Origin of the sequence: Actinomadura sp. CNU-125 (assembly GCF_001942465.1) — a bacterium.
Taxonomy (GTDB): domain Bacteria; phylum Actinomycetota; class Actinomycetes; order Streptosporangiales; family Streptosporangiaceae; genus Spirillospora.
Window position 1 is genome coordinate 1 of the sequence record NZ_MKJY01000358.1, and the last position, 4,355, is coordinate 4,355.

Annotated in this window: 5 protein-coding genes and 2 pseudogenes; 4 read left to right on the forward strand and 3 right to left on the reverse strand. The window is 72.9% G+C overall.

Annotated features, from left to right (window positions below; genetic code table 11):
- Positions 1–89: 89 nt before the first annotated feature.
- Positions 90–308 carry an EF-hand domain-containing protein gene (locus tag BJF79_RS33255; RefSeq protein ID WP_075903413.1) on the reverse strand — a complete coding sequence of 73 codons (219 nt, stop codon included), beginning with the start codon at positions 306–308 and terminating at the stop codon, positions 90–92.
- 106 nt (positions 309–414) lie between these two features.
- Here BJF79_RS33255 and BJF79_RS33260 point away from each other — a divergent pair, with 106 nt between their 5' ends.
- A complete protein-coding gene (locus tag BJF79_RS33260) occupies positions 415–1,239 on the forward strand; it encodes a glycerophosphodiester phosphodiesterase (protein WP_075903415.1) in 825 nt (274 codons plus the stop codon).
- 40 nt (positions 1,240–1,279) lie between these two features.
- On the opposite strand, the gene BJF79_RS33265 is transcribed toward BJF79_RS33260, so the two are convergent.
- Complete coding sequence (locus BJF79_RS33265) at positions 1,280–1,570, reverse strand: type II toxin-antitoxin system Phd/YefM family antitoxin (RefSeq protein WP_262402910.1); 291 nt, start codon at positions 1,568–1,570, stop codon at positions 1,280–1,282.
- Positions 1,571–1,762: 192 nt separating this feature from the next.
- Here BJF79_RS33265 and BJF79_RS33270 point away from each other — a divergent pair.
- The 3 genes and pseudogenes from BJF79_RS33270 to BJF79_RS33280 all read left to right on the forward strand — a co-directional run bounded on the left by BJF79_RS33270 (position 1,763) and on the right by BJF79_RS33280 (position 3,456).
- A pseudogene (locus BJF79_RS33270) lies at positions 1,763–2,325 on the forward strand (ClpP family protease).
- The gene (locus tag BJF79_RS33275; RefSeq protein WP_075903419.1) at positions 2,325–2,927 is read left to right on the forward strand and encodes an ATP-dependent Clp protease proteolytic subunit; all 603 of its coding nucleotides are present in this window, start codon (positions 2,325–2,327) and stop codon (positions 2,925–2,927) included. The pseudogene BJF79_RS33270 and the gene BJF79_RS33275 overlap by 1 nt, the downstream one beginning before the upstream one ends.
- A 184-nt stretch (positions 2,928–3,111) precedes the next feature.
- Entirely contained in the window at positions 3,112–3,456 is a 345-nt protein-coding gene (locus BJF79_RS33280) for an RNA polymerase-binding protein RbpA (protein ID WP_075903421.1), read from the forward strand.
- 92 nt (positions 3,457–3,548) lie between these two features.
- Here the strand turns inward: BJF79_RS33280 and BJF79_RS33285 are convergent.
- A pseudogene (locus BJF79_RS33285) lies at positions 3,549–4,181 on the reverse strand (response regulator); the annotation flags it as partial.
- Positions 4,182–4,355: the final 174 nt, after the last annotated feature.

Here is a 4,355-nt window from a genome sequence, read left to right on the forward strand (position 1 = left end):
CCGAGGCGCTGCGCGAGTCGGCGCGCCTCCGGGAGCAGCGGCGGGCCGGCGGACGGCCGGTCCGCGACCGGGCCTCCGGTCGCGCCCGGTCAGGTCCGCGTGCGCTCCATCAGAGCGGCGAACTCCTCCAGGGAGATCTTGCCGTCGCGGTCGGTGTCGCTCGCCACGACCAGTTCGACCGCGCGCGTCTGGTCGGCGCCGAGCCCCAGGACGCGCATGAGGTTCTGCAACTCGGGGATCGAGAGGTACCCGTCACCGTCGACGTCGACGAGGTCGAACGTGGGCCTGTACTCGTCGATGCTGCTCATGTCGTGGTTTCTCCTTCATTGGCGGTCGGCTGACGGTAGCACCCGGCCCGGCGCCTTTACATAGTAAGGTAAGGGCGGTCGAGGGGAGTCCGCCATAATCGGACGGGTGCGACGCTCGTACGAATTCCTCGATCATCCCGGGCCGATCCCGTTCGCCCACCGCGGCGGCGCCGGCGGGCGCCCCGAGAACTCCATGGCCGCCTTCCAGCGGGCGGTCGACCTGGGCTACCGGTATCTGGAGACCGACGCGCACGCCACCGCCGACGGCACGGTGGTCGCCTTCCACGACCGCACCCTCGACCGGGTCACCGACCGGACCGGCACCGTCGCCCGCCTCCCCTACTCCGAGGTCGCGCGGGCCCGGATCGGCGGCACCGAGCCGATCCCCCGGCTGGAGGACGTCCTCGGGGCGTGGCCGGACGCGCGCGTCAACATCGACCTCAAGGACGCCCCGGTCATCGGCCCGCTCGCCGAGGTGCTGCACCGCACGAACGCCTGGCACCGGGTGTGCCTGACCTCGTTCTCCACGCGCAGGCTGGCGCAGATGCGGGCGCGGCTGCCGCTGTACACCGACCGGGACGTGTGCACGGCGCTGGGCCCGCGCGGGGTGATGGCGCTGCGCGCCAAGTCCTACGGCGGGCCGACCGCCAAGCTGGTCCGGCTCGCCGCCACCGGGGTGGCGTGCGCGCAGGTGCCCTACGGGCTGGGCCCGCTGCCGTTCGTCACCGAGGGGTTCGTCGCCGCGGCGCACCGGCTGGGGCTGCAGGTGCACGCCTGGACGGTGAACGACCGGGCCGTCATGGAGCGGCTCCTGGACCTCGGCGTCGACGGCATCATGACCGACGAGCTGATCGCCCTGCGGCACGTCCTGGCGTCTCGGGGGCAGTGGGAGCGCCCCTCCCCCGCCCCCCGCGAGCAGGCCGGCGCCTGACCGCGCCCGGAGACGGCCCCGGGCCGCGCCCCCCCGCGGCTCAGCGGCCGAAGCCGGGCGGCCGGTACTCGGCGGCGATGCGCAGCGGCGCCGCCTGGGGACGGTCGGCGGGCGACGGCGCCTGCGGCTGCTGCGGCGCCTGCACGGGCTGTCCCGCCTGCAGCTCGGCGCGCTGCGACCGCAGCATCTCCAGCAGCTCCAGATCCTCCGGAGAGACCAGTGCGGCCATCACCTTGCCCCGCCGCGTCAGCTTCACGGGCTCGCCGGTGTAGGCGACCCGGTTGACGAGGTCCGCGAACTGGGCGCGTGCTTCGGTTACCGGAACATCCACGGGATTCATCGTATAGCGAAACATCCTCTCTCCCTCTGGCCGAGGTAACGCGCCGCCACTAACCTCAGACGTACGTAGTGTACGAAACGTACAGAACGAGCGGGAGGGTTCATGAACGAGGAGCCGAGGCCCCGGCCCGGTGAGCGGCGACCGGACACCCATGCGCCCCGCGTCCGGGCCGCGGTCGCGCAGATGCCGCAGCTCGCGGACGCCCAGCTGTACGAGCGGCTGCTCGCGCAGCGCATCGTGTTCCTCGGGACCGAGATCGACGACCAGGTCGCCAACCGGGTGAACGCCCAGCTGCTCCTGCTCGCGGCCCAGGACGCGCGGCGCGACATCACCATCTACGTCAACTCCCCCGGCGGGGTCGTGGACGCCGGCATGGCGATCTACGACATGATGCAGTTCGTCCCGAACGACATCTCCACCGTCGCGATGGGCATGGCCGCCTCCATGGGACAGACACTGCTGTGCGCGGGAACGGCCGGCAAGCGCTACGCGCTGCGGCACGCGCGCGTCATGATGCACCAGCCGCACGGCGGCATCGGCGGCACCGGGCCGACATCAAGATCCAGGCCGAGCAGTCGCTCTACCTGAAGCAGACCCTGGCCGAGCGGACCGCGTTCCACACCGGGCAGCCGCTGGAGAAGATCCGGGCCGATTCCGACCGCGACCGGTGGTTCACCGCCGACCAGGCCCGCGAGTACGGTTTCATCGACCACGTCATCGACAGCACCGAACGGGTGGGAAGCTGATGCGGGCCGAGAAACGCTCCCTCGTCCCCTCGTACGAGGAGCAGACGCCCTACGGTCGCAAGGAGACCGACCCCTACAACAAGCTCTTCGAGGACCGCATCGTGTTCCTCGGGGCGCCCGTCGACGACGTCAGCGCCAACGACGTCACCGCGCAGATGCTCGCGCTGGAGGGGATGGACCCCGACCGGCGCATCGCCCTCTACATCAATTCCCCGGGCGGGTCGCTGACGGCGATGATGGCGATCCACGACACGATGCAGTACGTCCGCCCGGAGGTGGAGACCACCTGCGTCGGGCAGGCGGGGTCGGCGGCCGCGGTGCTGCTGGCGGCCGGGACGCCCGGCAAGCGCGCGGCGCTCGCGAGCGCCCGGATCCTGCTGCACGAGCCGGAGGTCGGGGTGTCGCGCGGCCAGTCCAGCGACCTGCAGATCCAGGCGGAGGAAGTGCTGCGGCTGCGGACGCAGACCGAGGCGATCGTCGCCGAGGCCACCGGCAAGGACGCCGAGACCGTCCGCCGCGACCTGGACCGCGAGCGGTACTTCACCGCCGCCGAGGCCCTGGAGTACGGGCTGATCGACGAAGTCCTGACGTCGCGGCGGTGACCCCGCCGGCCTCCCGCGGGCCCGCCGGCGCGGGCCTCGCGGGCGGGCCGCCGGAGGTTTCCCGCGGGACGCGGCGGCCCCGCCGGAAACAAGCAGGGTTGGACAGGGCTCCGGACGGGAATCTTGTCACGAGATTCAGCGTTGGTCAGGGCAAGACCGCAAGCCGTCTGGGAGGCACTTGACGATGGCCGAGCGCGCACTTCGCGGCACCCGACTCGGAGCGACGAGCTACGAGAATGATCGCAACACCGATCTGGCCCCTCGGCAAGAGGTGGACTACACCTGCACCAAGGGCCACCGGTTCACCGTGACGCTCGCAGCCGAGGCCGAGGTGCCGATGACCTGGGAATGCCGCAACTGCGGCGCCACGGCCCTGCGGGTCGACGGCGAGCTGCCCCAAGCGAAGAAGGGCAAGCCGCCGCGGACGCACTGGGACATGCTCATGGAACGCCGGACGGTCGAGGACCTCGAAGAGGTCCTGGCCGAGCGGCTGGAGATCCTGCGGGCCGGGCGCCGAAGGACCGCCTGAACCGCAGGACGATCGGGTAACACGGCATCACCCGACGGGACCGCACCGTGCGCGCGCATGCACGGTGCGGTCCCGTCTCGCGTCCGGCCGGATCAGCGGGCGCGGGGCACCACCAGGCCGGTCTCGTAGGCGGTGACGACGGCCTGGACGCGGTCGCGCAGGTCCAGCTTGCGCAGGACGCGGCTGACGTGCGTCTTGACCGTCTCCTCCCCCACCACGAGCCGCGCGGCGATCTCGGCGTTGGTCAGGCCCTCGGCGACCAGCCGCAGCACCTCGGTCTCCCGCGGCGTCAGGACGTCCGGCGCGGCCGACGGCGGGCGGGGCCGCAGCCGCGCGAACTCGCCGATGAGGCGCCGGGTGACGGTCGGGGCCAGCAGCGCCTCCCCGGCGGCCACGACCCGGACCGCGTCGAACAGCCGCTCGGCCGTCACGTCCTTGAGCAGGAACCCGCTGGCGCCCGCCACCAGCGCGTCGTAGACGTGCTCGTCGAGGTCGAACGTGGTCAGCATCAGGATCCGGGGCGCGCCGGGCCCGGCGGTGACGCGGCGGGTGGCCTCGATCCCGTCCATCACCGGCATCCGCACGTCCATCAGCACCACGTCCGGGCGGTGCTCGCCGCACGCGCGCACCGCGCCCGCGCCGTCGTCGGCGGTGGCGACGACCGCGAAGTCGGGCTGGGTGCCCAGCAGGGCGCCGAAACCCGCGCGGACGACCTCCTGGTCGTCGCCACGACGATGCCGGACGTCGCCGCGCCGCCCCCGCCGGGGGCGCGGCGGCGGCCGGGTCCGCGGACGCGGCGGGCAGGACGGCCTCGACGATGAACCCGCCGAGCGGGCCCGCCCCGGTGCGCAGTTCCCCGCCGACCGCCGCGGCGCCGGTCGTCGCATGCCCGGCAGCCC